Consider the following 24,585-nt stretch of genomic DNA (forward strand, 5'->3'; position numbering starts at 1 on the left):
CAATTTTTTATCACTCGATACCAAAATCGAGCCTAAAATAAGTTGCTTTCTCCGTATTGGATTCAGCAAAAAATCGCACAAAAGTAACCTTTTAGAGCTTGCAAAAAAAATAAGCGGGGGTGTTCCCGCTTATTTGTGATTCAAAATCAGGATTTTTTACCAAAAATTACAAGTAGATATTGTTTTTTTCTTAAGGTTTTATAGTCCTATTTGTAGTTGAAAAAAGTTATTCCTTCACAACCGTTTTATTGATTGTTCCTTCGGAAGTTTCAATCTGAAAGAACAGGATTCCGTTTGAAAATTTCGAAATATCTATTCTTTCTGAAAACTTTTCAGCAAACAACAATTGTCCCAAGGCATTGTAAATATTGATTTCCTCGACATTAATTGCGGCTGGTTTCACCAGATTAATCATTCCCGAAGTTGGATTTGGATAAAGAACAAATTGTTGGTCCAGTGCAAAACTCTCTGTTCCCAAAACCACATTGTTGTTGCGGGAAATTAAATGATAGTCGGGGTCAAATTGAACACTTTGCACCGTAAAACCGACAATAGGTTGAAAAAATTGATTGTTTTGGGTGTTGTCCAACACTATGTCCAAGGTCTCTCCCTGGGTGCCAATAATGCGTAAGGGTACGGGCGCCTCAAAAAATGAAACGGAAGGGTGGCTCTGGGTCTGCGATATTTCCACGTTAATATTAGATTGTCCGCCGGCTTGGTTCCACGTGATAGTATAGCGAGGGTAGCCTTCGCCGTAAATCCAGTCGTTAAAAAATTCCGAAAGGTCTTCGCCTCCCGCAGCGACCTCCATATTTCGGATGAGGTCTGGCGTTTTGGCATAGCCATAAGATAAGGCCGGGTCTGCCAAATAATTCTTCAAACCTTGAAAGAAGACCGCATCGCCCAGTTTCTTGCGAAGCATATGCAGCACCATGGAACCTTTGTTATAACTAAGCCTGCTGCTGAAAATTCGATTCACCGAAGTTGTATCCTGCGCCGGAACATACACAGACCCATCGGGGTAGTCCGTGATGGAAGCTATTTTATCCTGCCGCCAAGATCTAAAATCGGAGGCGCCATCAAAATCCTCCACTACCAGTCCCGAGAGATAGGTAGCGAAACCTTCATTAAGCCAAATGTCTTGCCAGCTACCGCAGGTAACTTTATCGCCAAACCATTGATGCGCGAGTTCGTGCGCGATTAACCCACGGCCCAGACTGCCCATAAAGGAAACTGTAGTATGTTCCATGCCCCCGCCCCAGCCAAACTGCGCGTGCCCATATTTTTCATTAGCATAGGGGTAGGGCTCAAAAAGATTGGTAAACAGGTTCATAATATCCACGGTTACTGGCGTGCGGGATTGTGCGTATGAAAGGTCTTCGGGATAGATATAGTTAACAATTTCAAAGGGATTTCCATTGTTGTCAACCGTATGCGAATAAACCGTATAGTTGGTTACGGCAATGGCAATCAGGTATGCCGGGATAGGGTATTGATGTCTGTAATGGGTAGTCTTGTTATTTCCGTTGATGGTCTGTCCCATTTCCAGACCGTTGGCCACGGCAATATATTCTTCATTGGAAGGATTGAAACGGGGTGTGGTAATATAGACATCTATCATATCAATCTTATCGTTCAAATCCTGTTTGCAGGGCCACCAAGCCTTTGCCCCGAAAGGTTCCGAAAGGGTCCACATTACAGGATCGCCATTGTGGGTGTCCGTTTCAAAAGAACCAAAACCCGAGCTAACAGGATTTCCGGAATAACTTACCGATAGCGAATCCAGAACTCCCTGCGCCTGTATCTGTGGAAGGGTGATTACAACCTCATCATCGTTGTTTTGGGTAAAGCTGAGCGGCGTACCGCGCTGCGTAACCTGCGATACGGTCATGTTGTCCACAAGTTCAAAGGTTATGGTGTTCATGTTTTCCTTTGCCTCAAAATAAGAAGTCACTTTCCCTGTAATAAAGGCCTGTGATGGGTTTACCGTAAATTCCAATCGGTGGTATTTCAAATCGTAATTGCCAGTATTGAGGTTTACCGGTTTGCCAAACCAGCCCGTTGCGGCCGTGGCTTCGGCCTCGCTGACGTCATCTTGAAATTGTTGCGGATAGGATAAAAAAGAGCTTAGAAATAACAGGGAGAGTATAAGTGTTTTCATTAGAAATTGATATTAAATTTCAATTCAGGGTAGCCTTGAATTTTTCTGATGTTAAATGTATTCATTTTGCCACTTTTAGCCCTTATTTTTGCGGCGAAATATATTTGATTTCAGTCTAAAATTGTACGTCATGCTTACGTTTTTCAGGAAATATAAATTCTTTGCGGTGGTGTTATTTGTTCTGTCGGCCATAATCATCACAATTATCTATCAACTTATGAAGCCGAAGGAAATGCTGAAAATTTACCAGCCAGCGGATGTTTCCGAAGAGCTTGTGGATAGCACCCTTCATTATGTGAAGAAATATCATACCATTGCCGATTTTAGCCTTACCAACCAAAACGGAAAAACAATCACCCAAGACGATTATAAAGACAAAATCTATGTGGCGGATTTTTTCTTCACTACCTGCCAGACCATCTGCCCAATAATGACGGATCATATGGTGAAAATTCAGGAAGCTCTTAAAAATGACGATGGGGTTCTGCTGCTTTCACATACGGTTACCCCCGAAATTGATAGCGTGGCGCAACTTAAAAAGTACGCTCTGGAAAAAGGCGTGAATGATGCCAAATGGAATTTGGTAACCGGAGATAAAAAGGAAATTTACGACTTAGCCCGAAAATCGTATCTCGCGGCAAAGGATGTGCCCTTTCAGGAAAATGATCTGGTGCACACCGAGAATTTTGTTCTGGTGGATAAAAAGAAGCGCATCCGCGGTTTTTATGACGGGACCGATCCCGAAGCAATAGAAAAACTACTGGCAGATATTGAAATTTTGAAACAGGAGGATTAACTTCTGAAGGCTTAATTCATTTCCACACCTAAAATATCTCAAAAGGTCTTTTCCCACGTCCTTTTTTTCCTTTACTTTTGCCTTGTTTAAAATCAATCTAAATAAAAGATGGTCATAACTATCGCTTCCCTTAAAAAAGGGCAACGGGGTATTATCAAGGAATTTTCAATAGATGCCGTTCCTTTAAAGCTTTTGGAAATGGGCTGTCTTCCCGGCAATGAGGTCTCCTTGGTCCAAATGGCTCCCTTCAACGATCCGCTGTATCTGAATATCAACGGAAGCCATCTGGCCATTCGCAAGGAAACCGCCAGCAAGATTGAAATTGAATTGATATAGATAGTAATGGCAAAACACATTAACGTTGCACTTATTGGAAACCCGAATACCGGAAAAACCTCGGTATTCAATAGGCTTACCGGTTTAAACCAAAAAGTGGGGAACTATCCCGGCATTACTGTTGAAAAAAAACAGGGCACCTGCAAGTTCGGTCGCGCTTGCAAGGTACATATACTCGATTTGCCCGGTACCTACAGCCTAAACGCTTCCTCGTTGGATGAAAATGTGGTTATTGAACTGCTGCTCAACAAAAACGATAAAGACTTTCCCGATGTAGCCGTGGTGGTCGCCGACGTGGAAAACCTAAAGCGAAACCTGCTGCTCTTCACGCAAATAAAGGATTTGGGGATACCCACAATTCTCGCCATAAATATGTCTGACCGGATGAAAAGGAAGGCCATAACCTTGGATGTGCCTTTGCTGGAAGAAAAGTTGCAGACCAAAATTGCACTTATCAGTTCGCGAAAAAATCTTGGTTTTGATTATTTAAAGGAATTGATTGAAAACTACAACCAACTCTCCACAAAACCCTGCTTGAATGCCTCGAGCATATCGCCCGAATATTTTGACCGTTTGCGAAAGGCCTTTCCAAACCAGGATCTTTATAAATTATGGTTGGTAATAACCCAGGACGTCAATTTTGGAAAGCTCGACCGGAATGAACTGAAGGGAGTCGCCTCTTTTCAGACGGAATCGGTGAGCAATTTGAAACGGCTACAGCAAAAGGAAACCGTGGCCCGCTATCAATTTATAAATGAAACCTTAAAGGAAACCCTTCACATAGACACCGCAAACGCCAAGGATTTACGGAGCCGCTTAGACCGTGTTTTGACCCATAAGGTTTGGGGTTACGTAATTTTCTTCGGAATACTGCTGCTCATTTTTCAAGCAATTTTTGACTGGAGCGCCTACCCGATGGATTTTATTGACAGTACCTTTGCGTCTTTCAGCGAATGGGCCAAAAATACCCTGCCACCGGGCGATTTTACAAATTTAATAGCTGAAGGAATTATTCCCGGGCTCGGCGGAATCGTCATTTTTATTCCCCAGATTGCGTTTTTATTCCTATTTATTTCCATTTTGGAAGAAACGGGCTATATGAGCCGTGTGGTCTTTTTGATGGACAGAGTGATGCGGCGTTTTGGACTCAGCGGAAAAAGCGTGGTGCCGTTGGTGGCAGGAACTGCCTGTGCCATTCCCGCAATTATGGCAACCCGAAATATTGAGAATTGGAAGGAACGGTTGATAACTATTTTGGTGACGCCCTTTACCACCTGTTCGGCGCGCCTGCCAGTTTATTTGATAATTATTGCGTTGGTAATTCCCGATACCCGAGTTTTGGGAATTTTCAGCCTACAGGGACTTACCCTTATGTTTATGTATATCCTGGGCTTTGGCGCTGCCATATTTTCGGCCTATTTGCTGGACAAGATTTTGAAAATACGAAGCAAAAGTTTTTTTGTGGTTGAAATGCCCAATTATAAGCTCCCGCTTCCCAAAAATGTGTTTATTACCGTTGTTGAAAAAACCAAGGCCTTCGTTTTTGGGGCAGGTAAGATTATTCTCGCTATTTCCATTATTCTTTGGGTAATGGCTTCCTATGGCCCCGGACAATTTAACCGAGCCGAGGAAATTGTACGTGCCGACTATGCAGGACAGGATGTTTCCGAAGAGGTTATAGAAAGCCATATTGAAAGTTTTAAATTGGAACATTCCTATATAGGAAGGATAGGCCACGCCATTGAGCCAGCCGTTAGACCTTTGGGATATGATTGGAAAATAGGAATTGCCATTGTAAGCTCTTTTGCCGCGCGGGAGGTTTTTGTGGGCACGCTCGCAACCATTTACAGCGTAGGGAGCGACGATGAGCAGACCATAAAAAGCCGGATGGCCGCGGAGGTAAACCCAGTTTTGGGCGGGCCGCTCTTCAATTTTGCGAGTGGGGTTTCGCTATTGCTGTTTTACGCTTTTGCGATGCAGTGTATGAGTACCTTGGCCGTGGTGAAAAAGGAAACCAACAGTTGGAAATGGCCAATGTGGCAATTGGTCGTAATGAGCGCCATTGCCTATGTGGTCGCTTTGGCCGCCTATCAATTTTTGAAATAGATGAAAATATTCCTATTATGCAGACTTTACTTGTTCTTATAACTTTTGTGTGCGCAATATGCTTTCTTATTACCCGATTTGTCTGGAATCCTTTTCAAACCGAGAAAAAAAGAAATAAACCCGGAGACCATTCTGATTGCAGTAAGTGTAGCTTCCATTAATTGCGGTAAAAAACAAGACCAGCTTGGCGTTTCTTCTGAAATGCGATATTTGTAATATGATTTTCTTTAAAGTATCTTTGCGCTATGCAAACAATATTGGTACTAATCACGTTTTCACTCGCAGCGGGCTTTTTGCTTAAAAAGTTTGTTTGGAACCCCATTTTTGAAGCGCGCCAAAACTCAAGCGGTACCTTGGACGGCGGAAAAACAAAATGTGGCAAAAAGGACTGTGGTTGCCATTAATCAGTTGTTCTTCTCTTCACAAACCAACAAGACATAATTATCGATATTGCCCGCACTTTCTGCGGTTGGATAAGGTTTTAATGACAATCCATTTATTGCAAAGCTAGCGGAACTATAAAGATTTGTATTTTTTTCCTCTCCGGGCCTTACCTCGCCAAAGGTCAACAGTTTTTCTTCAGATTTTCCGTTTGCCGTAACTTTTGCCTTTACAATGGCACGTCCGGCCCAGATGCAATTCACGCCTTCGGGACAGCGGGAATCTTCAACCACTTCCATAAACTTGACGGCAACACCTTTCAAAACTACAGTTTCCCCTTTGGGAATTTTCACCCCAATTTTTGGGGTTTCTGCCGTATCTTCCTGTCCAAATGCGAAGGTTGAAAAAAGTATAACAATCGCTAAAAGTGAATTTTTCATCGTGTTTTGATTTTATCAATTTTAAAGATACATTAAAAAATAGTGCCAAAAAACAGACCGCCAAAAATCACTTAATTGGGTAAAACACCCCAATAAATTTTGAGATGGATATCTTATCCGCGGAAAAGGAAAAAATCCTCTTTCATCGGTTCTATCTTTTCATCTTTGTTGTTTATGATATATTCCAGCGATTTTTCAGTGAATGCCAACCCTTTTTCAGTAAGGGAAACCACATCATTTTCTATCTCAATAAGATTGTTTTTCTCGGCCAAATCCAATACGGTTCTTGCACGAACGGCCTGCCAGTTTATATGCTCCTGCAAATGATTTATGTGCCGTTCACTTTCTTCCTCGTGCCGATTTAAGTGAAGAAGAAATGTTATGAGCGAAACCTCAATGCGTTGTTGTTTTTGGCGGTAGAGCACCGAAATAAGTCCTTTTTTTGGAGCGAAAAGATAAACAGCCAAAAAGATAACGCCCAAGGTAGTGGCGATGGAGCCAGAGATGGAAGCATCGAGAATATTAGCTACCCAATATCCCGAAATGGCCGAAAAGACGCCAAATAATACGGAAAGCCAAATCATTTTTTTTAAGTCCTCGGTGAGCAAATAGGCCGTGGCGGCAGGTGCTATCATTAAAGCTACCACTAATATTGCGCCCACGGCATCAAAGGCACCAACGACGGTAATGGACGAAACCGACATTAAGCCATAATGCATAATCACCGGCGATATTCCCAGCACCGAAGAGAGCCCGGCATCAAAGGTGGTTACCTTTAATTCCTTGAAAAATAACAGGAGAAGGCTTACGGTTATCACTAAAATGCTTCCCATAACCCACAGGGATTTCGGGCCCCAATCCGAGCCGCCAACCATAAGTCTATCAAAGGGCGCGAAGGCGAGTTCGCCCAATAAAACTGCGTCAACATCCAGATGCACATCGTTCGCATTTTTCGCAATAAGGATGACGCCGATGCTAAACAAAACCGGAAAAACGAGGCCGATGGCGGTATCTTCCTTTACCAATCCCGTTTTCTGGATAAATTCCACTAAAACCACGGTAATCACTCCAGTGAATGCCGCCAAAAGAATAAGTAAGGGTGAATTCAAATCCTGCGTTATAAAAAACCCGATGACGATGCCCGGAAGAATGGCGTGGCTTATGGCATCGCTTATCAGTGCCATTTTCCGAAGCACCAAAAACACGCCCGGAATGGCACAGGCCATAGCCACAATGGCCGCAATAAGCTGTATTTCTATCTGCGGGTTACTCATTTTTTTTGCTGATTATACATTTCCTGTGCCTGTTTATAACCCTTGGGAGTCATTGCCCATTGCTGTCCATCGATGGATATCCACCCTTCGTGTTCTAACTTTTTAAGCGAATCTCTTGTGTAACCTTGAAAGTTGTTCAGAATACGAATGGCGTGCGGATGCGAAATATTCTCGTGGTCCTGTGCAATTCCGTACATAAATTGAAGGGTTTTCATCAGTTTTAGATCGGTACGGTTTTTACGAAAGCGTATTTCGCGGAACAATAATCCCCGCTTCGGAGAAAATATAAAGGAGAATAAAACGAATGCCCCGGCAACCAAAACGATTACAGGACCAGTGGAAAGATTGTTCTGGCTGGCGCTAATGGCCGTACCGAATACCCCTGAAAAGGCTCCAATCAAGGCCGAGAGCAAAACCATTGTACCTAGATTGTTGGTCCATTGGCGTGACGCGGCAGCTGGGGCTAACAATATAGCGCTCATCAATACCACGCCCACGGTCTGCAGGCCTAAAACTATGGCCAATACTATTAAAAAGGTAATCAGTACGTCGATAAATTTTGTGTTGAAACCCAAGGTTTTGGTATAGTCTGCATCAAAAAGTAGTATTTTGAATTCCTTCCAAAAGAGAAGCATTACGAAAAGTGAAATTCCGATAACGATAATCATCAATTTCACATCACTTTCCACAAGTGTTGCAGCTTGTCCAAAGAGGTATTTGTCCAATCCTGCCTGATTGGCGTTTGGTTGTTTTTGAATGAAAGTAAGCAACAACATCCCAAAACCGAAAAAGATAGAAAGTATCAGCCCCAGGGCCGTGTCGCTCTTTAAATGTGTTTTTGAAGTAATGCCCCGAATCCAAAAAGTTCCTATCAAACCACTCACCAACGCCCCCAACAATAGCGTTCCAGAATCTTTGGCGCCAGTAATCAAAAAGGCCAAAGCGATGCCCGGAAGAGCCGCGTGCGAAATTGCATCTCCCAACAAGCTCTCCTTTCGAAGTACCGCAAAACTACCCAACATCCCGCAAATCGCGCCCAATACAGCCGTTCCCAGCGTTATGGTGCGCAGGGTGTAATCGGTCCAGAGTAAGTTGAAATATTCTTGCATTTTAGTTGACAGTTTTTTTAGTCGGTAGTCTTTAGTTAGTCGGTAGTCTTTAGTTAGTCGGTAGTGGGTTTGGTCTTGGGTTTGTTATTTGGTACTTTATTATTTCAAATTTTTCTATCATCTACCGTCTACCGTCTATCGCCTACCGACTAAAGACTATTTATTAACCGCCACCTTATAATTAATCCCATATGTCTTGGTAAGGTTATCATCATTAAAAATATCCTTTACCGGTCCCGTGGCTATTTTCTTCACATTTAAAAATGTTACCCAATCAAAGTATTCGGGAACGGTCTGCAAATCGTGATGCACCACGACTACCGTTTTTCCCGCCTTGCGCAATTCCTTTAAAATATTGATGATGGCAATTTCGGTAGTAGCATCAACACCTTGGAAGGGTTCGTCCATAAAATATATGGAAGCATCCTGTGCCAAGGCCCTTGCCAGAAAAACGCGTTGCTGCTGTCCGCCGCTCAATTGGCTTATTTGTCTGTTTTTATAGGGAAGCATTCCCACCTTTTCCATGGATTCCAAGGCAATCTTTTTCTCTTTCTGTCCCGGGCGTTTTATCCATCCCAAACTACCGTAGGTACCCATCATCACCACATCAAGGGCCGTGGTGGGGAAATCCCAGTCCACGCTTCCCTTTTGGGGAACGTATGCTACCAATTTTCGTTGCTTGGCATACGGTTTTCCGAAAATGGAAATGGTGCCCGCAATGGGTTTAATAATGCCTAAAATAGCTTTTATAAGCGTAGATTTTCCAGCGCCGTTGGGGCCCACGATTGCCATTAGCACCCCTTCGGGAACCGATAGGTCTATGTCCCACAAGACGGGTTTGTAGTTATAGGCTACGGTAAGGTCGTCTATCTGTACTGCCAGGCTTTGATTTTCCATGTTTGGTGCTGTTTATCTATTTATTTCAGCGCGTTTACGATAGTGTTTACGTTGTATTTAAACATCCCGATATACGTGCCTTCCTCGGTCCCGGGGTCGCCGAGCGCATCACTGTAGAGCGAGCCGCCGATTTCTACCTCGTGGTTCTTTGAAAGTACTGCCTGTTGCAGTGCCTCGATGGTTCTTCGGGGTACGGAACTTTCCACGAAAATGGCTTTTATGTTGTTCTGAATGATAAATTCCGAAAGGTTCTGAACGTCTTTTACGCCCGCTTCGGTAGCCGTGGAAATTCCCTGCAATCCCACCACTTGAAAATCGTACGCCTTTCCAAAATAATTGAAGGCATCGTGGGCGGTAACTAAAATTCGCTTTTCCGGAGGAAGCGTTGCGATAATGGCCTTGACTTCACTTTCAAGAGCGTCCAATTTTTTCTGATAATCTTGGTTGTTTTGGGAATAGCTTTCGGCATTTTCGGGATCTGCTTTTGAAAGCTCGTCAGTTACAATTTGTGCAAACTGCTTAAAGAATTGAATATTGAACCAAACGTGCGGATCGTAATTTGAGGCGAAATATGCCGAAGAAATCAATTCCTGCTTCGGCAACTTATCTCCCAGGGAAACGGTGTTTTTTTGCCCTTCCATTTTTTCGAAAATATCCACCAGTTTTCCTTCCAGATGCAGGCCGCTGTAAAAAATAATGTCGGCCTCGTAAAGTTTTGATACATCGCCCTCGCTCGCCTTGTAAAGATGTGGATCTACGCCAGCGCCCATCAAACCTTGCAATGAAACGTGCTCGCCGCCAATTTCAAAAACTAGGTCGGTAAGCATGGTCGTGGTGGTGACAACCTTTAGTTTGCCATTGTCTTCGGGCGCATTGTTACAGCCAAAGACGGAAGCAAAAAGGATTAGGACTATAAATTTTTTCATTTTTAGTTTCTTTTAATTTGAAAAAGACATTTCCGAAGAAAACCTTTTAGAGCGTTTGTACGTAAAGGTTTTCCGCTATTTTATGTGAAATGAAAAACTGATCGTTCCCCACTTGGATTACCATGGAACCGTCAAAAAACTCCTTGCCCAAAACCTTGATTTTGGTGCCGATGCTTATTTTCTTTTTATCGAGATATTGCAGAAACTCGGGGCTTGATTCTTTCACGCCCACGCAAACGCCCTGTTCGTTTTTCTCAATTTCAGAGAGCAATTTCTTTTCAGTACGTTTCAATACACCGTGCTTATCTGGGATGGGGTCGCCGTGGGGATCAAAATCGGGGCTGCCCAAGTATTTGTCGAGGCGGGTAATGAGTTCGTCCGACTGTATGTGCTCCAGTTGCTCGGCTATATCGTGTACCTCGTCCCAATGAAAATGTAGCTTTTCAACCAAAAACACTTCCCACAGCCTATGCTTTCTTATCACGTTTGCGGCTATCTTTTTCCCTTTCTCGGTTAGCTGTGTCCCTTTGTACCGCTTATAGACAACCAACTTTTTTTCGGCCAATTTTTGAATCATATCCGTCACGGAAGAGGGTTTGGTCTCCATGCTTTCGGCAATGGCATTGGTACTCACTTCCCCCGCGCTTTCGTGCTCCAAATGAAAGATGGCTTTCAAATAATTTTCTTCGGCTAATGTAAACATAGGCACAAAGGTAAAAACATTTTTCTATATGTGTATATTTTATTTTTAGTTGTATCTAAAAAAGTAGATGTGAAGCTATTTTCAGTTTAAGCTGAAGATTATTTTAAGAAAAATTGGATGGAAATGAATTTGGAAAATACCGCTTAAAACCCGCGTTCCTTCTGAAGCTGTTCATAAGCTTCCTGTACTTTTTTAAACTTTTCCTCGCCGCCTTTTTGGTGCGCCTCGTCCATGTGCTGTAGTTTGTCCGGATGGTATTTTTTTACCATCGTTCGGTAAGCGGCCTTAATTTCGGGAATGGTGGCGGCTCGGTCAATCTCTAAAATTTTATAGGCACTGTCAGGATTTTTGAAGAACATCGCCTTAATACTTTCAAAATCGCGACCGTAAACGCCCAAATATCCGGCAATTCGGTTTATTTCATTTACTTCTGCCGTAGAAACGCTGCCGTCGGCATTGGCAATGCTGAAAAGAAAATGGAGAATCTGCAGGCGGGTTTCGTATCGGGTTCTTTGTTGCAAAAGGCTGCAAATGTTCTGGGCCGAAATTTCACGCTTTTTTATTACTTCGTTAAAAATTCGAAAGGTAGCATTTGCCCGCTCCCGTCCGTAGGCTTGCACGAAATATTGACGTACGTAATCAAGCTCGGTTTGGCTCACATTTCCATCGGCTTTGATTACCAAGGACGCAAGGGAAAGAAGGTTCAATTCAAAATCGGCGGGTGTTACCTGTTGCTGCGAAGTGCCGAACGAAGTTTGAAACCTACCGCCCTTTACGCTTAGGTTGTCCAGTAAGCTTCCCAAGATAAACCCGACGATAGCGCCAGGAAAACGGTACACAAAATAACCCAGAACGGCCAATAACCAACGAAGCATAAAACAGTATTTTTCTTTTTTTAAGCCGACAAAGGTAATGTTTTTAAGTGCCAAATCTCAAATCACAAATTCCAAAAGGGACTGTTTGATTCGTTTTTGAATTTGTGGTTTGAGATTTGTTTAGCCCCGATAGCCCTGTCTGCCGACAGGCAGGTATCGGGATTGTTATTTGGAATTTGTGATTTGGATTTTTCCCTTTCAAAATTAGTATCTTTGCAGACACATTTTAATAGTAATCAAAATACAAAAATATGTACCCACCTGAATTAGTAAAACCCATGCGCGAAGACCTTACAAGAGTAGGTTTTTCCGAATTACATACGGCAAATGATGTGGAAGACGCACTGAAGAAAGAAGGGACCACCCTTGTAGTTGTAAATTCCGTTTGTGGCTGTGCTGCCGCCAATGCACGTCCCGGTGCTGCAATGTCCTTGGACAATTCAAAAAAGCCCGACCATTTGGTAACCGTTTTTGCGGGTGTGGACCGCGAAGCCGTAGATGCCGCAAGGGCCAATATGGTTCCGTTCCCGCCGAGCTCGCCCTCTATTGCCCTGTTTAAAGATGGCGAATTGGTCCATATGCTCGAGCGCCATCACATTGAAGGCCGTCCTGCACAAATTATTGCGGAAAACCTGAAAGGCGCCTATAACGAATATTGTTAAGTAACCACAACGGTTGTGATACAGCTCAATAAACCTTTGACCGTAGTTATCGGCATACTCGCCTTGGGCGCCCTTGCCTTTAATATTTATGAAAACCCCAGGGTTTCCCATCTATTCGGAAAGGAAATAAACGACTGGCTCTATAGGGCGTTTTGGCTCTTAATTATAGGGCTGTGTGTTTACAATTATATCTACATAGACCGGAATACCTTGAAGAACAAATCAAAATCAAAGTCAAAACGTTGATTTTTATAGTTTAAATAATTTTGCTTGCAATCACGAAAACCGTCATTTTTAAAGACGGTTTTCTTACTTTTGGACAGTAATGAAGGCACTCCAAAAAATCATCAGTTATCCTTTTTCAGTATTGTTTTACCTGCTATTTGGTATTACGATTCTTGTTTTCCATCCCATTCAGTGGATTTGCTTCAATTGGATTGGCTACGAGGCGCACAAAAAGAGCGTGGATTATCTCAATTGGACCTTGCTTAGGTGCCTGAATGTTTTGGGCACCACATTTCATATCGACATCAATACGAGCCTTCCGAACAATGTGCCTATCATAATAGTTTCCAACCACCAAAGTATGTGGGACATTTCGCCCATTGTTTGGTATCTGCGGAAGTATCACCCAAAATTTATTTCAAAAGTAGAACTGGGCAAGGGCATTCCTTCCATTTCCTATAATTTGCGACATGGCGGCTCTATTTTAATAGACCGAAAAAATCCCCGGCAGGCTATTGTTGAAATGGTGAAGTTTTCAAAATACCTGCAGAAATTCAACCGAAGTGGTGTAATCTTTCCCGAAGGAACACGCAGCAAAACCGGTATTCCAAAACCCTTTAAAAGAACCGGTTTGCAAACGCTCTTTAAGAAAATGCCTGAAGGATACGTTATTCCCGTAACATTCAATAACTCCTGGAAATTGCAGCGCTGGGGGATGTTTCCGATACAAATGGGCGTCAGGCTGGAAATGACCGCGCATCCTGCAATAAAAATTGGGGATTATGAGGTGGAAACGCTGATTGACAAAGTGGAAGCAACCATTATTTCAAAAATCCATAAATAATGGCTTTATTTTCTTCGGATGAAATAATCCAGCGAACAATCACATTTGTTAAAGATGAATTAAAAAACGCCGAAGGCGGCCACGATTGGTTTCATATTGAACGGGTCTATAAAAACTCACTGCTCATTTCCGAAAGTGAAAAAGTTGATAGAACCATCGTTTCGCTCGGCGCATTGCTTCACGACATTGCCGACTCAAAATTCCACCAGGGCGATGAAACCGTCGGCCCGAAAAAAGCGCGACAGTTTTTAAAATCGCAAAATATTTTCCGCCACGAGGGACAAGCAGGGGAAATTGTAGAACACGTTATAAAAATCATTGAAAACATTTCTTTCAAAGGCGGAAATAAACCTCAAAATTTCACTTCAAAAGAATTGGAGGTCGTGCAGGATGCCGATAGGCTCGACGCGCTGGGAGCTATAGGGATTGCGAGGACTTTCAACTACGGCGGTTTCAAAAATAGGAAACTTTACGACCCAGAAATCAAGCCGAATCTAAAAATGACGCCTGCAGAATACAAAGCGTCAACTGCGCCGACCATCAATCATTTCTACGAAAAACTCCTGCTCTTAAAAGATAAAATGAATACCGAAACCGGGCGAAAAATTGCGGAGGAGAGACACGCCTTTATGGAAAAATTTCTGCAACAGTTTTATGCGGAATGGGAAGGGAAGAAATAAAACTTTGTGTTCTCTGTGTCTTGGCGGTTATATTTTTGCCCACAGAGGCACAGAGCGCACGGAGAAGTTTAAAATAACTTTAACTGCGGATTCTTAAGTTGCAGAAATTGTGAATTGTCCAAGGGTTCAAGTTTCCTGTCTTTCAAATATTTCTTTTTTCCTATAGCCATTGTATCCCTCACTTGCTCGCTGATAGTGCCTTCGCCTTTTATGCGCCGTCCCCAATTGCTGTCGTTGAGATTGCCGCCGTGGCATTCGGCAATTTGGTTTAATATCCTTTCGGCCCTATCTGGTATGGTCTTGTATGCCCAATCCTTAAAAATTTCGGCAATCTGTCCATTCAAGCGGACGATTGTGTAGCCTACATCGCGCGCGCCAAGTTCCGCTACCTTTTTCACCAAAGGAAGAATTTCGTGGCTGTTCAATGAAGGAATAATTGGCGCCATCATCACCCGAACGGGGATGCCATTTGCTGCAAGTGTTTCCACGGTTTTCAGCCGTTGTTTGATGCTTGCCGTTCGTGGTTCCAGCAGCCTGCGGGTAGCTTCGGAAAGGGAGGTGATGGAAATATTTACCGAAATAATGTTGAGCTTTGCCATTTCCCTTAAAATATCCAGATCGCGAAGAATCAATGAATTTTTGGTGATGATGCCGGTTGGGTGTTTCCATTTCAGCATTACTTCCAAACATTTTCGGGTGATTTCAAGTTTGCGTTCCAAAGGTTGGTAGCAGTCCGTATTCCCCGAAAAAACGATGGTTTCGCCCTGCCAATTCTTTGAAGTGATTTTTTCCTCCAGCAGCTGCGGAGCATTTTTTTTGAAAAGAATGTTTCGCTCAAAATCCAGGCCTGCCCCATAGCCCCAATATTCATGGCTATTGCGGGCGTAACAATACACGCAGCCGTGCTCGCAACCCTGATACGGGTTTGCCGAAAACCCCATCCCCACATCGGGGCTTTCCACTTTATTTACAAATGTCTTTGGAAAAACCTCAATGTAATTTGTCTTGTTTTTATCTGCTTCTTCGCCTTCCGCTTCACAGAAATTCAAAAAATCATCCAACACCTCGTGGCTGTTTTTGAAGAAACGGTTGTGCACATTTTTCTGGGCGCCACGGCCTTTAATGGGGTTTTCGGACATAAAAAAACTTTGAAGAAACTTAATCCTCAAAGTTAAATGAAGTTTGGAAAAAATCCTATAAAAAATGGAATATATCCATTGAAGAATTAACTATGTACTATAAATTCCTCCTGTGCGGTGTAGCTTTAAGAGCCGGTTTTGATGTATGTGTCTCGTAAAACGCTCGCCATTTTTGTAATAAACACAAGCTAGCACGCTGTCATTGTTGGTTATTCCAGTTAAGGGGTCTTCATTTGGAATATATTTCAATATTTCCATTCGTGGGGAATCGTCCTTGCCCTTGATTTTTACCCAATCTCCGGGCTTGAATTTTCTACTACTCATAATCGCCGTTTTTAAGGGTTACACATTAAAAATATTCTGCTTTACAATGAAGTACTAAAAAAAGGGGCCCAAACGAGCCCCTAAATTCTTTAGCCAATTAAGCTGTTTAGGAGATTTTAATATTTCTTGGGGGTTTTTGTTTGGCCTCTTCCTTCTTTGGAAGATGGATGCTCAAAATACCTTCCCTATAATTGGCCTTTATCTTTTCCTCATCTACGGTTTCGGGAAGGGTGAAGCTTCGTTTGAAGGAAGAATACCCAAATTCCCTACGGGTGTAGTTTTCTTCTTTTTCCTCGCTTTTTTCTTCCACTTCGGTAGAGATGGAAAGCAGTTGATTCTCCAAATCTATTTGGAAATCGGATTTTTTCAGGCCTGGTACCGCCATTTCCACAAAGTAGGCATCTGCGGTTTCCTTGATGTTTACTTTTGGAAGGCTTATACCTGTATTAAAATTTTGGGAGAATACGCTGGTCAAGTCCCTGTTAAAGAAATCATCAAGTAGCGAAGACCAGGTTGGGAGGTGGGTAGCACTATTGGTTGTTCGTGTCAAACCTCCATTTTTAGGAACAGTCATTAAAGCGTTCATAATAATCAAGATTTAAGTTAAACAATAATTTTATCTACCGTGGAACAAAAGCAATGCCAGAGCGCGAACCTTAATAGGATGGCGTGTATTTTAAAATTTCTTTCAGAAATCTGGAATTATTTTTAAGAATTCATATCATTTAAAGTGTCATTTTGTCATTTTAAAAATGACAGCTTTTCAACAATGAAAAGGATTACTTACCCGGAAATTCGGCTTTCCTTTTCTGAAGAAACGCCTGAGTGCCTTCCTTAAAATCGGCAGTGCCGAAGCAGTTTCCAAATTCTTCAATTTCCACTTCAAAACCATTTTCGCCATCCTCATAATTTGCATTGATTGCCCTGATGGCGGAAGCGATGGCAACGGTAGAGTTTTTCATAATCTTTCCGGCTATCTTTTCGGTAAAGTCAAGCAGTTCGTCGGGGGTGGTTACGTGGTTAACCAAGCCGTATTGCAGGGCCTGGTTGGCATCCACCATCCCGGCGGTCATAATCATTTCCATTGCGCGGCCTTTACCTACCAATTGCGGCAAACGCTGTGTACCACCGTAGCCCGGAATTACGCCAAGTGAAACTTCCGGCAGCCCCATTTTGGCATTATCGGAAGCAATGCGGAAATGTGCCGCCATCGCCAGTTCCAGGCCGCCGCCCAAGGCAAAACCATTTATGGCCGCGATCACGGGTTTTGAAAAATGGGCCACAAAATCGAACAGTAATTCCTGTCCCTTGGCGGCCAGTTTTCCGCCTTCTTCCACAGAGAAATCGGCAAATTCGCTAATGTCAGCGCCTGCAACAAAGGCCTTTTCGCCGCTTCCGGTTATAATTACAACCTTCGTTTTTGACGAATTTTCGACCTCTTCAAGCGCATCGTGCAATTCCTGAATCGTTTCACGGTTCAATGCGTTCAGCTTTGAGGGGCGATTGATGGTTATGGTGGTGATGCCATTTTCAGTTTCGGAAAGTATGTTTTGAAATTTCATGTTTAATGATGTTTTTGTTTAAGGGTTTTACCACGAATACACGAATAAATTTTTATAAAATACTTTAATTCAGTATGTTTAGAACCCTTGCTCCCAAGCTACCGCGGCGGGAGCAACCTCGATGGCTCCCTTTAGGGCTGGGGGTTACATTTTTATTCGTGTACCTGTCTGCGGTAGGCAGGTTTGTGGTCGTTTTCACAAAGCTACTAAAAACCTTAAAGCATTGCGGGAAATATGACTTTTAAAAAACCATCGGATTATCTCTTTATCCAATTTTCGATCTTAAGGCTCGAGATGCGTTGGAATTCCTTAGTGTTTTCAGTAACCATGATGAGATTGTTGGCAACGGCCGTAGCCCCGATAAGAAGATCGAAATCGCTTATCATTAGACCTTCCTTTCGAAGACGGACTTTTTCTTTCGCATAAAAATCAATTGCATTTAAAAGTGGTAGAATATTGAGATGCTCGGTGAATTGGACTATCAGCTCATTATTCATTTGTGGATTGGAGCTGTTTTCGGCCTCAAAGACGAGCTCGGCAAGGGTTATTTCGGAAATAGCACAGTTCTGCAGTTTTACAGTTTCAATTTTTTTCAACAAATTGAACTTACCCCTAAAAAAATGAATACAGATATTGGTATCCAATAAATATAGCATCAGAAACTTTTTGGAATTGACTTCTCTACCCTCGAGTTTCTAATCTCCTCAATAATGCTGTCTGAATCCTTCTCGTCTTCCCATGCGCCAAAAAAGGAACTAAGTTCTGTATCCTTATTCAAGTTTGGCACCAACGAAGCTTCCAACTTCAAAATCAATCTCTTTTTTGAATTTGTGTCAAGAGATTTTAAAAAGCGAAAATATTTGTCCAAAATTTTATTTGAAATTGTTAAGGAGCCCATTTGCGGTTTTTTATGCAAGGTACAGATTTTTTTAATCTTTTTATTACCGTTCTATTTTTCAAACGGTCGAAGTAGGCTTACAACATTGCGGGAAAAGAGACTTTAAAAACGGTTTTTTCTTCGGAAGATTGAAGGGTTATGGTGCCTCCGTAAGTTTCTACTATATTTTTTACCATTCCCAAGCCAAGCCCCATTCCGCTGGTCTTGGTGGTAAATTGCGGTTCAAAGATACAGGTTTTGTTTTCCTCGGGAACGCCTATCCCGTTATCGGAAACCAGAATATTCACACAGGTGCCTTCGGTTTTTACGATAACGTCAATTCTGGGCTCCTCGGGGTTTTTTTGGGCGATGGACTGGATGCTGTTTTTTACCAAATTGGTAACCACGCGTATGAGTTGGGTGCGGTCAAATCGGGCGCGAACTACATCTTCTTCCGAAAAGAAATAGATATAGTCCTCGTTAAAAATATCCAGCGCTAACTTACTTATTTTAACCACGTTTAGGGTTTCGTCCTGCTGGGCGGGCATTTTTGCATAGGTAGAAAAGGCGGATGAAATAGAGCTCAACGTATCGATCTGCTGCAGCAGGGTACTGGTATATTCCGCCATTTTCTTGTCTATATCGGGATCGTTGCAATCAAATTTCCGTTGGAAGCTCTGCACCGTAAGTCGCATAGGCGTAAGCGGATTCTTTATCTCGTGCGCCACCTGCTTGGCCATTTCGCGCCAAGCGGTTTCCCGCTCATTGGCGGCAAGTTGGGCGGCACTGTTCTCCAGCTCATCGATCATCCCGTTGTACGCATTTACGAGCAGGGAGATTTCCTGTGGCGTATCACTAATATGGATTTTCTTGTTTCGTGTGTCAAAACGGGTCTCGGAGAGCTTATCGCTGATCTCTTTTAAGGAACGGGTTATATATTTTGAGAGAAAATAGGAAATGGAAATAGCCGCAACGAGCATAAAAAAATAGGCTATGCCCAACCTGTAAAGGTATTCGGTAAGTTCCTTGGTAATAAAACCATCGTCTTCAATATAGGGCAAATTCAATATTGCCAAGGGTTTAAAATAACTGTCGGTGATGTAGGTGTAGGAAGATTGGTACTTTTGGCCGTCTTCCTCAAACTCCTTGATGTAACTTTTGGTGGGAGAGTTCTGTAACATTTCCAGAGCAAAATCGGGCATTTTTGGAGAGACGGTATCCTTAAAAAAGGAAGGTTTAGAAGATTTCAAAAGATTTCCATCCAGATCGTATAGAAAAATCTCCAGACTGTGGATGTCCTTTATTTCGTAGATTTTGTCCTTAAATATTAATGGGATTTGGCCGGTTTCCACCGGATAGGTAGTAGTTTTTAGAATGTAATTGATGTTCTCGCGAATGGCGGCTTCCTTGCGCAGCAAACGGTCGCGGTGGTAGTCCTGGGCCTCTTCCCTATATTGAAAAACGGTAACAATGGCTATAAGTACCGAAGCTCCCAGTACCAAAAGGAACATAGAAAGAAAGATGCGGGTGCGAAGCGATTTTTTGTAAAAGTACATTTACATGGATTTGAAAAAAGAAAGATAGCAATAATCGAACCTAAAAAAGAAAATTCCAAATAAAAAACCTGCCTGTCGTGCCTCTGGAAGGCAGGTTCCAAAATCCAAAAAGTGAAGTTATTTCTCCCGAATCCGTTTATAGATTTTATAGCCCATCATAAGCAAGATGGCAAACAGGATTATGCCCACGGTGCCGTAAATCCAGTTGGTGCCATCTTTAAGAATCACCAAAAACACCACCGCGAAAAGGACGATGGTGGGCACCTCGTTAAAAAGGCGCATATAATTGGAGGTATACTTTACAGTGCCCCGTTGCAACTGCTTAAATATTTGGTGGCATTTTAAGTGATATATGATCAGTACGAACACGAACGCCAATTTTACTTGCATCCAAGCGTCGGCCAAAAAAAAGGTGCGCATAAAGAGCAGCCAAAAGCCAAAAATCAGGGCCAAAATCATACTCGGCCAAGTTATTATGTTCCAAAGACGGGAGGCCATAATTTTTAGTTGTTCGCCCAAAATTTCCCTGTCTGGCGAGGGTTTTTGCGAAGCTTCAATTTGATACACAAAAAGTCGGACAATGTAAAAAAGCCCCGCAAACCAAGTGATGATGAAGATGAGGTGTAGGGATTTTATGTAGGGGTAGTATGCTTCCATTAATTTTTCTGTTGTGGGAAAGTTTTATCGTGGTTTCTTTTTCGGATTTTGACTCGTGTGAAAAATTGAGGCAATAACTATCGAATCCTCAATGCAAGAATATATTATCAAATGCGGAAACCGTTTCATTGGTATTTCAGAAAAACCAAATTCATTCTTTTTGAACAAAAACGGATTGGTTCCAATTCGTTCTATTTCGCTCTGCAGTTCAAGGGAAAAAAGTTTTCCGAATCCTTTTCGCCTGGCCTCATAAAGATTTCGAGCTTCCAAAATTTCCTTTCTTGCCCTTGCAAGAACTTTAATTTTATATGTCCTCAAACAACTCTTTTTTAAAATCTTCCCACGAAATGGCCGTTGCATTTCCTGCCAAATATTCCTCCATTTCCTGCTTCAACAAATCCCAATGTTCCTTTGGCACGGGCGAGCTGTTTCCTGTTTTGTACTCTGTTTCGGCCTCCTGGGCTGCGGAATGGTAATATTGGGAAGGCGGCGGGCAAACCAACAACAACAATGCCTCCAGCAACAGGTCGTTATTTTCGCATTGGTCTATTTCTGCAATCAGGGCTTTTTTCAATTCAGCATTCTCCATGGCGGTTCTCTTTTCTTTCTACAAAAAAACTAATTTTTGATGAATTTCTTCGTAATATTCCCTTCGGAAGAAGTAATGGTTATAAAATACATCCCCGGTTTTAAGGTTGAAACATCTATTTCTTTTGAATTATTGTTTACCGAATTCATTACAATTCTACCATTAATATCTGTTATTGAAACAGATTCAAAATCCTTAATAGCCGAATGAACAATCAATTTACTCTGTGTAGGATTTGGGAAAACAATCAAGTTCTTAATAGATTTGTTGTCCAATATGTTGAGGGCAGGAAAGTTTTTATATACTTGAAATCCAGGAAAACTAAAATATTGCAGCACGATCATTTTTTCAGTTCCGGGTGGGTCTATGAAATAAATATCAGCCTCATTTTCATTAAGGAAAGGCGTGAAAAAATGTGTTTCCATGGCTTCAAAATCTCCACAGTTTTCAGTTTCACGAACAATATTTCGTGGAATAAAATTATCATCAACAGCTAAAGGACCATGATTTATATATTCATAACTCCCCGAATAATCGTTACAGAAAGAAGTTCCGTGAACTGTAAAGTCACTTTCCGTAACTAAGGTTGGACCTTCAGATAAGTTTAAGGTTTCAATAAAAACTTCTTGATTGATAAAGGACAAACTGTGCAAATACCAGTTGTCAACAAAATATTCTGGAGGTTGGGCAACCGTAATTTGAATAGTAAGAAGGAATGCAAAGAGTAGTAATGGTTTTTTCATAACTGGAAGATTAATTTTTAATAAACTTCTTTGTAATATTTCCTTCGAGAGAGGTGATAGTTATAAAATACATTCCGGGCTTTACGTTTGAAACATCTTTTGTTGGACTGTAATCTGTTGAGAGAAATTTCATATTCAAAAAAAGATTTAGTCTTCTAAAGATACCAAAAAATCCTTTTCAATCGCGAAGTGTTTTCCGTATTTCCCGATTCAAAAAATAACCGGTTACAATTGTTGAAAGCACATCTGCCGCCGGAAAGGATATCCACACGCCCAGTTCGCCGAAGTAATGTGGCAGTATAAAAATAAGCGGAATAAAGAAAAACCCCTGCCGTGTCAGCGTAAGCAAAAGCGCCGGCACTGCCTTCCCGATGGCCTGAAAATAGGCCGAGCCAATCAACTGGATTGCAATAATGGGCGTTGCGGCAAATACCCAGCGCATATAGTGTGGGGTTTCCGAGAGAATGTCGGGGTCGGTGGTAAAGACGGAGACTATGGCATTGGGAAAGATCATGATGACGGCAAAGATTACAAGACCGAGACCGCCGGCGTATAGAATAGCTTTATTGATGCTCTCCCGCACCCGAGTAAACTGATGCGCGCCATAATTATAGCCGGCAATGGGCAAAAATCCTTGGGTAACCCCCAAAACGGGGAAGAGCGCAAACATTAGCATTCGGGCGATAATGCCATAGGATGCCACGGAAGCTTCGCCGCCTATATCGAAAAGGATGTTGTTCATCAAGAGATAGGTCACACTCACTACCGCCTGTCGCGCAAGGGTCACAAAGCCCAGGGCCGACATTTCCTTGAGAATGGGCAAATCGAGACCGAAGTGGGGCAAGCTTATTTGCAGTTCCGATTTATCGCTTAAAAAAAACCACAGCACATACAGAAAACAAAGGCCATACGAGATGGTCGTAGCCCAGGCGGCGCCGGCCATTCCCATATCGAAATGATAGATAAGGACATAATCAAGGATGAGGTTTCCCACAGAAGGAATTATCATCGCAATCATCGCGAATTTAGGCTTCCCTTCGGCACGGATTACGTTGTTGCCCATCATACAGAGCGCCAAAAGCGGAACCCCGTAAAGTACAATGCGATAGTAGATTTTTGCAGGTTCAAAAATGTCGCCCTTTCCACCAAAAGCGGGAATGAGTTCATTGATGAAAATCAAACCAAAAACCACCATTGCGGTAGTTAGCAAGAGCGTTAGGGTTATTTGGTTGCCGAAGGTTTTTAACGCGCGTTCCTTGTGGCCGGCACCCAGCGCCCTTGAAATTATGGAGGAACCGCCAATACCGATGGCCATTCCCAGCGCGGCAATAAAAAATGAAACCGGCAGTACCACATTGATAGCGGCAATGGCAATGGAGCCAATCCAGTTGCCCACAAAAATGGTGTCCACCAAAATGTTCAGCGACATCACCAAAATCCCGATAGAGGCGGGAACGGCTTGCTTGATCAGCAAACTTCCGATAGAGTCGGTTCCTAATGCGGCGGATTTATTATTCATTCTTTATTATTATTATTTATTCCCTGAAATCTTGGTTAATTACCAAAACAGGTTATGTACTGCGATAAAAAATAGCAATAGCTAATAAAAAATAATCAAGCGATAGCGGTTTTTACATCAACGATTCGCCAGTGGTCAATCCACCCAGTTAAAACTTCCGCCCAATCATCGCGGTCGTTCAGGCACGGAATTACGGTAAATTCCTGGCCTCCCGCTTCGTGGAAAATCTCTTGGCCTTCCATGGCAATTTCTTCCAAGGTTTCAAGGCAATCGCTCACAAAGGCAGGGGTTACTATTGCCATTTTCTTGGTGCCCTCAAGGCCCAATCGCTCTATGGTTCTATCGGTTGGCGGTTTTAGCCACGGATCAAAACCCAATCGTGATTGAAACGCATTGGAATATGTGCCCGGCTTTAGGTTCAATTTTTCGGCAACCAGCGCTGTGGTTTTCAGGCACTGGTGGCGGTAGCAAAACTCATGGGCGGGTGAAGGCGTTATACAACAACTTCCGTCTATCTTGCAGTGTCTCTTGGTTATATCGCGTTTATAGATATGCCGTTCGGGCACGCCGTGATAGCTAAAGAGCAGATGTTCGTAATCCACGCCTTCCAAACTTTCGGCTATGCTTCGGGAAAGTACTTCAATATATTCGGGCTTGTTGTAAAAAGCGGGTAGCGAGGTAATCTCTAACTGTGGAAAGAATTCTTTTTTCAGTTCTTCCACTTTCACATCAATGGTTTCGGTAGTAGCCATTGCAAATTGTGGGTAAAGTGGAATGGTAAGCACTTCGTCCACTCCCTGATCTACCAATTCCTGCAAGCCTTTTTTAAGGGTCATGCTGCCGTAGCGCATTGCCAAGGCTACCGGAACGGTGGTTTTTTCCTGTATTTTTTTCTGAAGCCTTTCTGAAATAACAATCAGGGGCGAGCCCTCGTCCCACCAAATTTTTTGATAGGCCTCGGCCGATTTTTTTGGACGTGTGTTCAGAATAATTCCCCTTACTATAAAGGAGCGCAGCCAAAACGGCACATCGATGACCCGAGGGTCCATTAAGAATTCATCGAGGTATTTTTTTACATCTTTTGGGTCGGTGCTGTCTGGCGAGCCGAGATTTACGAGGAGAACTCCCTTCATGAATGGCAATTTTTTAGAATAGCAAAATTAGGCTTTTATAATTGAACCTTCAAGGGCAGCCTTGCCAATTA

At 42.6% G+C, this 24,585-nt stretch carries 29 protein-coding genes; 7 read left to right on the plus strand and 22 right to left on the minus strand.

The genetic code is table 11. The features are described 5' to 3' along the window. Positions 1–226 precede the first annotated feature (226 nt). Positions 227–2,161 (minus strand): M1 family aminopeptidase, encoded by a 1,935-nt coding sequence (locus MB09_RS08695; protein WP_045080501.1) that lies wholly within the window; start codon positions 2,159–2,161, stop codon positions 227–229. Between the two features lie 130 nt (positions 2,162–2,291). Between MB09_RS08695 and MB09_RS08700 the strand changes: the two genes are divergently transcribed. The 3 genes from MB09_RS08700 (at position 2,292) to feoB (ending at position 5,399) form a co-directional block, all read left to right on the plus strand. Then, on the plus strand, positions 2,292–2,957 hold the full coding sequence (locus MB09_RS08700; protein ID WP_045080502.1) for an SCO family protein: 666 nt from the start codon (positions 2,292–2,294) through the stop codon (positions 2,955–2,957). A 108-nt stretch (positions 2,958–3,065) separates the two neighbouring features. Then, the gene (locus tag MB09_RS08705) at positions 3,066–3,293 is read left to right on the plus strand and encodes a FeoA family protein (protein ID WP_045080503.1); all 228 of its coding nucleotides are present in this window, start codon (positions 3,066–3,068) and stop codon (positions 3,291–3,293) included. Positions 3,294–3,299: 6 nt separating this feature from the next. Further along, positions 3,300–5,399: a ferrous iron transport protein B gene (gene feoB / locus MB09_RS08710; RefSeq protein ID WP_045080504.1), complete on the plus strand. Its 2,100-nt coding sequence runs from the start codon at positions 3,300–3,302 to the stop codon at positions 5,397–5,399. 404 nt (positions 5,400–5,803) lie between these two features. Here the strand turns inward: feoB and MB09_RS08715 are convergent, their stop codons facing one another. From MB09_RS08715 to MB09_RS08745, 7 genes are all read right to left on the minus strand, one after another. Continuing rightward, positions 5,804–6,220, minus strand: a complete 417-nt coding sequence (locus MB09_RS08715) for a hypothetical protein (RefSeq protein WP_045080505.1) — start codon at positions 6,218–6,220, stop codon at positions 5,804–5,806. Between the two features lie 113 nt (positions 6,221–6,333). Next, positions 6,334–7,494 (minus strand): metal ABC transporter permease, encoded by a 1,161-nt coding sequence (locus tag MB09_RS08720; RefSeq protein WP_045080506.1) that lies wholly within the window; start codon positions 7,492–7,494, stop codon positions 6,334–6,336. After that, positions 7,491–8,603, minus strand: coding sequence for a metal ABC transporter permease (locus tag MB09_RS08725; RefSeq protein ID WP_045080507.1), 1,113 nt, complete (start codon positions 8,601–8,603; stop codon positions 7,491–7,493). Before MB09_RS08725 ends, MB09_RS08720 begins: the two co-directional genes overlap by 4 nt. 156 nt (positions 8,604–8,759) lie before the next feature. Then, a complete protein-coding gene (locus MB09_RS08730; RefSeq protein ID WP_045080508.1) occupies positions 8,760–9,500 on the minus strand; it encodes a metal ABC transporter ATP-binding protein in 741 nt (246 codons plus the stop codon). A gap of 20 nt (positions 9,501–9,520) precedes the next feature. After that, the gene (locus MB09_RS08735; RefSeq protein WP_045080509.1) at positions 9,521–10,426 is read right to left on the minus strand and encodes a metal ABC transporter solute-binding protein, Zn/Mn family; all 906 of its coding nucleotides are present in this window, start codon (positions 10,424–10,426) and stop codon (positions 9,521–9,523) included. A 46-nt stretch (positions 10,427–10,472) separates the two neighbouring features. Further along, entirely contained in the window at positions 10,473–11,129 is a 657-nt protein-coding gene (locus tag MB09_RS08740) for a metal-dependent transcriptional regulator (protein WP_045080510.1), read from the minus strand. A gap of 143 nt (positions 11,130–11,272) precedes the next feature. Next, positions 11,273–12,004 (minus strand): TerB family tellurite resistance protein, encoded by a 732-nt coding sequence (locus MB09_RS08745; RefSeq protein WP_045080561.1) that lies wholly within the window; start codon positions 12,002–12,004, stop codon positions 11,273–11,275. Positions 12,005–12,255: 251 nt separating this feature from the next. Between MB09_RS08745 and MB09_RS08750 the strand changes: the two genes are divergently transcribed. From MB09_RS08750 to MB09_RS08760, 4 genes are all read left to right on the plus strand, one after another. Then, positions 12,256–12,666 carry a BrxA/BrxB family bacilliredoxin gene (locus MB09_RS08750; RefSeq protein WP_045080511.1) on the plus strand — a complete coding sequence of 137 codons (411 nt, stop codon included), beginning with the start codon at positions 12,256–12,258 and terminating at the stop codon, positions 12,664–12,666. A 15-nt stretch (positions 12,667–12,681) separates the two neighbouring features. Continuing rightward, on the plus strand, positions 12,682–12,912 hold the full coding sequence (locus MB09_RS16035) for a hypothetical protein (protein WP_131459862.1): 231 nt from the start codon (positions 12,682–12,684) through the stop codon (positions 12,910–12,912). A 79-nt stretch (positions 12,913–12,991) separates the two neighbouring features. Next, complete coding sequence (locus tag MB09_RS08755; RefSeq protein WP_045080512.1) at positions 12,992–13,735, plus strand: lysophospholipid acyltransferase family protein; 744 nt, start codon at positions 12,992–12,994, stop codon at positions 13,733–13,735. Then, entirely contained in the window at positions 13,735–14,415 is a 681-nt protein-coding gene (locus tag MB09_RS08760; RefSeq protein WP_045080513.1) for an HD domain-containing protein, read from the plus strand. Before MB09_RS08755 ends, MB09_RS08760 begins: the two co-directional genes overlap by 1 nt. A 68-nt stretch (positions 14,416–14,483) precedes the next feature. Here MB09_RS08760 and MB09_RS08765 read toward each other — a convergent pair whose 3' ends face one another. From MB09_RS08765 to hemH, 14 genes are all read right to left on the minus strand, one after another. Further along, entirely contained in the window at positions 14,484–15,554 is a 1,071-nt protein-coding gene (locus MB09_RS08765) for a PA0069 family radical SAM protein (protein ID WP_045080514.1), read from the minus strand. A 90-nt stretch (positions 15,555–15,644) separates the two neighbouring features. Then, positions 15,645–15,878: a hypothetical protein gene (locus MB09_RS08770; protein WP_045080515.1), complete on the minus strand. Its 234-nt coding sequence runs from the start codon at positions 15,876–15,878 to the stop codon at positions 15,645–15,647. A 106-nt stretch (positions 15,879–15,984) separates the two neighbouring features. Beyond that, positions 15,985–16,464 (minus strand): Hsp20/alpha crystallin family protein, encoded by a 480-nt coding sequence (locus MB09_RS08775; protein WP_084709059.1) that lies wholly within the window; start codon positions 16,462–16,464, stop codon positions 15,985–15,987. A 193-nt stretch (positions 16,465–16,657) separates the two neighbouring features. After that, positions 16,658–17,440: an enoyl-CoA hydratase/isomerase family protein gene (locus MB09_RS08780; RefSeq protein WP_045080516.1), complete on the minus strand. Its 783-nt coding sequence runs from the start codon at positions 17,438–17,440 to the stop codon at positions 16,658–16,660. Positions 17,441–17,697: 257 nt separating this feature from the next. Further along, on the minus strand, positions 17,698–18,096 hold the full coding sequence (locus MB09_RS08785) for a type II toxin-antitoxin system VapC family toxin (protein ID WP_045080517.1): 399 nt from the start codon (positions 18,094–18,096) through the stop codon (positions 17,698–17,700). Then, positions 18,096–18,338: a hypothetical protein gene (locus MB09_RS08790; RefSeq protein WP_045080518.1), complete on the minus strand. Its 243-nt coding sequence runs from the start codon at positions 18,336–18,338 to the stop codon at positions 18,096–18,098. Before MB09_RS08790 ends, MB09_RS08785 begins: the two co-directional genes overlap by 1 nt. A gap of 77 nt (positions 18,339–18,415) precedes the next feature. Next, the gene (locus MB09_RS08795) at positions 18,416–19,873 is read right to left on the minus strand and encodes a sensor histidine kinase (protein ID WP_045080519.1); all 1,458 of its coding nucleotides are present in this window, start codon (positions 19,871–19,873) and stop codon (positions 18,416–18,418) included. Positions 19,874–19,990: 117 nt separating this feature from the next. Further along, complete coding sequence (locus MB09_RS08800; RefSeq protein WP_045080520.1) at positions 19,991–20,530, minus strand: CopD family protein; 540 nt, start codon at positions 20,528–20,530, stop codon at positions 19,991–19,993. A gap of 24 nt (positions 20,531–20,554) precedes the next feature. Then, complete coding sequence (locus tag MB09_RS16610) at positions 20,555–20,890, minus strand: type II toxin-antitoxin system RelE/ParE family toxin (RefSeq protein WP_407637643.1); 336 nt, start codon at positions 20,888–20,890, stop codon at positions 20,555–20,557. Continuing rightward, positions 20,835–21,119 carry a hypothetical protein gene (locus tag MB09_RS08810; RefSeq protein WP_045080522.1) on the minus strand — a complete coding sequence of 95 codons (285 nt, stop codon included), beginning with the start codon at positions 21,117–21,119 and terminating at the stop codon, positions 20,835–20,837. Before MB09_RS08810 ends, MB09_RS16610 begins: the two co-directional genes overlap by 56 nt. A 29-nt stretch (positions 21,120–21,148) precedes the next feature. After that, positions 21,149–21,862 carry a T9SS type A sorting domain-containing protein gene (locus MB09_RS08815; RefSeq protein ID WP_045080523.1) on the minus strand — a complete coding sequence of 238 codons (714 nt, stop codon included), beginning with the start codon at positions 21,860–21,862 and terminating at the stop codon, positions 21,149–21,151. Between the two features lie 10 nt (positions 21,863–21,872). Further along, a complete protein-coding gene (locus MB09_RS15745) occupies positions 21,873–21,995 on the minus strand; it encodes a T9SS type A sorting domain-containing protein (RefSeq protein WP_084709060.1) in 123 nt (40 codons plus the stop codon). A gap of 45 nt (positions 21,996–22,040) precedes the next feature. Next, a complete protein-coding gene (locus tag MB09_RS08820; protein ID WP_045080524.1) occupies positions 22,041–23,381 on the minus strand; it encodes an MATE family efflux transporter in 1,341 nt (446 codons plus the stop codon). Positions 23,382–23,476: 95 nt separating this feature from the next. Further along, a complete protein-coding gene (gene hemH, locus MB09_RS08825; RefSeq protein ID WP_045080525.1) occupies positions 23,477–24,514 on the minus strand; it encodes a ferrochelatase in 1,038 nt (345 codons plus the stop codon). Between the last annotated feature and the right edge of the window lie 71 nt (positions 24,515–24,585).

Origin of the sequence: Aequorivita vladivostokensis, assembly GCF_000952855.1 — a bacterium.
Taxonomy (GTDB): Bacteria; Bacteroidota; Bacteroidia; order Flavobacteriales; family Flavobacteriaceae; genus Aequorivita; species Aequorivita vladivostokensis.